General features: G+C 43.4%; 3 protein-coding genes. 2 read left to right on the top strand and 1 reads right to left on the bottom strand.

What is annotated here, in order from left to right:
* The first annotated feature begins 93 nt into the window (after window positions 1-93).
* Together BCT81_RS05715 and BCT81_RS05710 are read left to right on the top strand one after the other, a co-directional pair.
* The gene (locus BCT81_RS05715; RefSeq protein WP_102423478.1) at window positions 94-1,347 is read left to right on the top strand and encodes an aromatic amino acid transport family protein; all 1,254 of its coding nucleotides are present in this window, start codon (window positions 94-96) and stop codon (window positions 1,345-1,347) included.
* Window positions 1,348-1,468: 121 nt separating this feature from the next.
* A complete protein-coding gene (locus BCT81_RS05710; RefSeq protein ID WP_061031627.1) occupies window positions 1,469-2,830 on the top strand; it encodes an L-serine ammonia-lyase in 1,362 nt (453 codons plus the stop codon).
* 92 nt (window positions 2,831-2,922) lie between these two features.
* On the opposite strand, the gene BCT81_RS05705 is transcribed toward BCT81_RS05710, so the two are convergent.
* Window positions 2,923-4,065, bottom strand: a complete 1,143-nt coding sequence (locus BCT81_RS05705; protein WP_102423477.1) for an aromatic amino acid transport family protein — start codon at window positions 4,063-4,065, stop codon at window positions 2,923-2,925.
* Window positions 4,066-4,491: the final 426 nt, after the last annotated feature.

Raw genomic sequence — 4,491 nt, 5'->3', positions numbered from 1 at the left:
TCATTACATGATTTAGATCTATTTTTTGCCGAAGAAAATTCTGCAGAATTAGCCCCGACTTATTTCCTGTTCCCAAAAAATGAGTAATTTAACATGAACACAACAACTTCTTCGGCAAATGCCGTTAAAGATTCAAGCAAGTTTAACTATAAAGATTTTACCTGGTGTTTATCACTATTCGGTACAGCAGTTGGTGCTGGCGTACTATTCCTTCCAATTAAAGCTGGTGCGGGTGGTTTTTGGCCATTAGTTATCCTAGCTCTTATTGCTGCACCAATGACTTGGTTCGCACACAAATCTCTAGCACGTTTCGTACTGTCTGCAAAAAACCCTGAAGCTGACATTACAGATACAGTAGAAGAACACTTCGGTAAGACCGGCGCAAACCTTATTACTTTCGCTTACTTTTTCGCTATCTACCCAATCGTTCTGATTTACGGTGTTGGTATCACAAACACTGTTGATTCTTTCCTAGTAAACCAAATGGGCATGGAGTCTATTCCTCGTCCTCTTCTTTCTGGTGCACTTATTCTTGCTATGACAGCGGGCGTTGTATTCGGTAAAGATCTAATGTTGAAAGCAACTTCAGCAATGGTTTACCCACTAGTATTCATCCTACTAGCACTGTCTTTCTACCTAGTTCCAGATTGGAACACTTCAATGATGGAAGTAACGCCTGAATGGTCAACAATGCCTTCTGTTATCTGGCTTGCAATTCCAATCATCGTGTTCTCTTTCAACCACAGCCCAATCATCTCTCAGTTCTCTAAAGAGCAACGTCGTGTATACGGTGAAAACGCAGTTAAGAAAACTGACGCTATCACTGGCGGTGCGGCAATGATGCTAATGGGTTTCGTTATGTTCTTCGTATTCTCTGTTGTACTTTCTCTATCTCCAGAGCAACTAGCAACAGCGCAAGCACAAAACATCTCTGTACTTTCTTACCTAGCTAACGTTCACGAGTCTCCACTTATCTCTTACATGGGTCCTCTAGTAGCGTTCGCAGCAATCACTTCTAGCTACTTCGGTCACTTCCTAGGTGCTCACGAAGGTCTTGTTGGTCTAATCAAGTCTCGCTCTGGTTCTTCAGTAAGCACTATCGAAAAAGTATCTCTAGCGTTCATCGTTGTGACTACTTGGATTGTTGCGGTAGTTAACCCAAGCATCCTAGGCATGATTGAAACAATGGGTGCTCCAATGATTGCAGCTATCCTGTTCCTAATGCCTGTATTCGCGATGAACAAAGTACCAGCAATGGCTAAGTACAAAACTTCAGCACCTGTACAAATCTTTACAGCTTTATGTGGTCTAGCGGCTATTAGTTCTGTAATCTACGGCGCTCTTTAATCTATAAGCAGCTTTTATAAGATGCCTTTCATCTTATATCGCGAGATTAGACACAAAATATAATGATAATAAATGAGCCTCCCTACTCCCCTTGGGAGGCTCTCTTTTTGAGGTAATCGCTATGATTAGTGTATTTGATATCTATAAAATCGGTGTTGGTCCATCGAGCTCGCACACAGTTGGACCAATGAAAGCGGGTAAAGAATTTATTGATGACCTACGTTCAATGGGAAAATTGCGCGACATCACTAAAATCACCGTGGACGTATATGGATCACTATCACTGACAGGGAAAGGTCACCACACAGATATCGCAATCATCATGGGTCTTGCTGGCAATACTCCTGAGCGTGTTGATATCGATTCTATCCCGGGCTTTATTGCTCGCGTAGAAGAAACTGAACGCCTTCCTGTTGGCATGCACTGTCACACAGTTTCGTTCCCTCGCGATGGTGGTATGAACTTCCATACTAGCAACCTTTCTCTACACGAGAACGGCATGAGCATCCACGCGTGGATTGACGACGAAGTTGCATACTCAAAAACTTACTACTCAATTGGTGGTGGTTTCATCGTTGACGAAGAGAACTTCGGCAAAGAAGAAGAGAACCCAATCAAAGCACCTTACGAATTCACAACAGCTGAAGAGCTAGTTAATCAGTGTAAAGACAGCGGTCTTTCTATCAGCACTCTGGTTATGAAAAACCAAGCAGCTTTCCACTCCGACGAAGAGTCTCGTACTTACTTCGCAAACATCTGGAAAACAATGCGTGAGTGTATGGATCGCGGTATGAATACTGAAGGTATCCTGCCTGGTCCACTGCGTGTTCCTCGCCGTGCTGCTGCACTACGCCAACAGCTAATGACTTCAGAAAAAACAACAAACGATCCAATGTCTGTTGTTGACTGGGTAAACATGTTCGCATTCGCAGTAAACGAAGAGAACGCAGCTGGCGGTCGTGTAGTTACTGCACCAACAAACGGCGCATGTGGCATCATCCCTGCTGTTCTGGCTTACTACGATAAGTTCATCCAAACTGTGACTGAGAAAGACTACATCCGTTACTTCGCGGCTTCTGGCGCTATCGGTGGTCTTTACAAGCGTAATGCTTCTATCTCTGGTGCAGAAGTTGGCTGTCAGGGTGAAGTTGGCGTGGCATGTTCTATGGCTGCTGCTGGTCTTGCTGAGCTTATGGGTGGTAGCCCTGAGCAAGTATGTATGGCTGCGGAAATCGCAATGGAGCACAACCTAGGTCTAACATGTGACCCAGTTGCTGGCCAAGTACAAGTACCATGTATCGAGCGTAACGGTATTGCTGCTGTAAAAGCAATCAACTCAACTCGTATGGCACTTCGTCGTTCTTCAGCTCCTACTGTTTCTCTAGATAAAGTTATCGAAACAATGCTAGAAACCGGTAAAGACATGAACGCTAAATACCGTGAGACATCTCAAGGTGGTTTGGCTGTTAAGGTTGTTTGTTAATCGACTCTCGCTAACAAACAAGCAAAAAAAGGAACGCATATGCGTTCCTTTTTTTATATCTCAATATCAGCTGCTGTTCAGCACAGCAATGGTTAAATCACTTGAGAGATAAGTAAGAAGCAACCAAACAACAATGAGAAAAGCATCATTGGTTTGCCACCTTCTGCGCTGTACCTGTCTTCTGCTACTTTCATAAAGCGTTGCTTGTGAACCATGACCAGAGGTACGAATACCGCCAAGAACACCAGAATGATGCCAGCGTAGTTCAGCACTTGTAGAAACTTATCCGCAGCCAGCAGTGAACCCGCTAACGGTAGGATAAAGCTAATGCAGTAAGTCACCGCCGTGTTCTGGTTGAACATATCTCGGTTTTGGTTGAATAGCGACATAGCCACACCAAAGAACGAAGTCAGCAGAGCCAAACCAGTGAAGATAGATAGCACGGTACCAACCCATGGCGACTGAGCTTCAAATGCAGCCATCAAGTCAGATACATTGTGGAAGCTTCTAAACTGCTCTTCACTCAAGTTACCTACCACGGCAAACAACCAACATAGGTAGCACACTAAAGGAATAAGCGAGCCTACAATCACCATATTACGAAGCTGCTTATCGGTCGCTTCATGGTTGTAAGAAACCAATGTTGGAATCACCACCATGAAACCAAAGCTAGTGAACAAGATTGCACTCGTTTTAATTAGGTCTACATGATTGTTACTCGTTACCTGCATTAAGTTATCTTGCGTCATGCTTGGCGCTAAAAACGCCATCGTTGCAAACAAACTTGCTAGCATCACGAAGAACAGTGCACGGTTGAGCTTATCAATCACGCCTGTTCCACTCGCCACAACAGCACCGGCAATCAAGGTAAAAGTAATTTGACTCGTTGTTGCAGTAATATCGACACCGAGGTTAGACAGCAGCTTACTCAGCAAATCACCTGCACCTAAGATGTAAGCCATTAGCAAGCAAATCAGTAAGGCGTAAAGCAGACCATTGGTGATCAGCTGCCCTTGTTTGCCTAGTGTCTTTCTAGCGATAGAGTTTAATCCTAAGCCACCACCCGCTTTGATGGTTGCTTCAAGAAGTAGTAATGCGGCATAAGTGGTACCGAAACAGATCAGAACCATTAGCAGTGTGCCGTAAAGCAATCCGAATTGAGCTAATACCATTGGGATTGCAAGCATACCAGCACCAAGAGCGGTACCAGCGATAATTAGGGAGCTACCCATCATTTTAATATTCATTGTCTTTAACTTATTTATTTAGTTTTTAATAGGTGTAGTTCTCTGTCATCAACCAAGATGCAAAGAAAATTCGAAAGAAGTTAAGCTTTAAAACGAATATCGATAGGAGCGATAAGCGGAGTTAAATCGCGAAAAGGCAGTAGAAAACGAGTAGTACAAGCGAGAGTATAGAGAGGTGTGATCAGATGAAGAAGCCATGTTCTGATGTGGTGACCCTTCTGTGGGTTCGATGATCGGTGATGTAATCTTGAATTTCATGTATGTGTCCAATATCAATAAGTCACATTCCATATTATTTAAAGCAGCGTATCCGTTGCTGCCCTTCCTCTATCATTAGAGGTGACTTCATATTATCGAATGAACTCTGAAACACAACGCTATAACCACATTTTTTGCTATTAAATTGAACAAAAC

It is taken from the genome of Vibrio sp. 10N.261.52.A1 (assembly GCF_002876325.1).
Lineage (GTDB): Bacteria > Pseudomonadota > Gammaproteobacteria > Enterobacterales > Vibrionaceae > Vibrio > Vibrio chagasii.
This window is presented reverse-complemented; position numbering and strand designations above follow the sequence as displayed.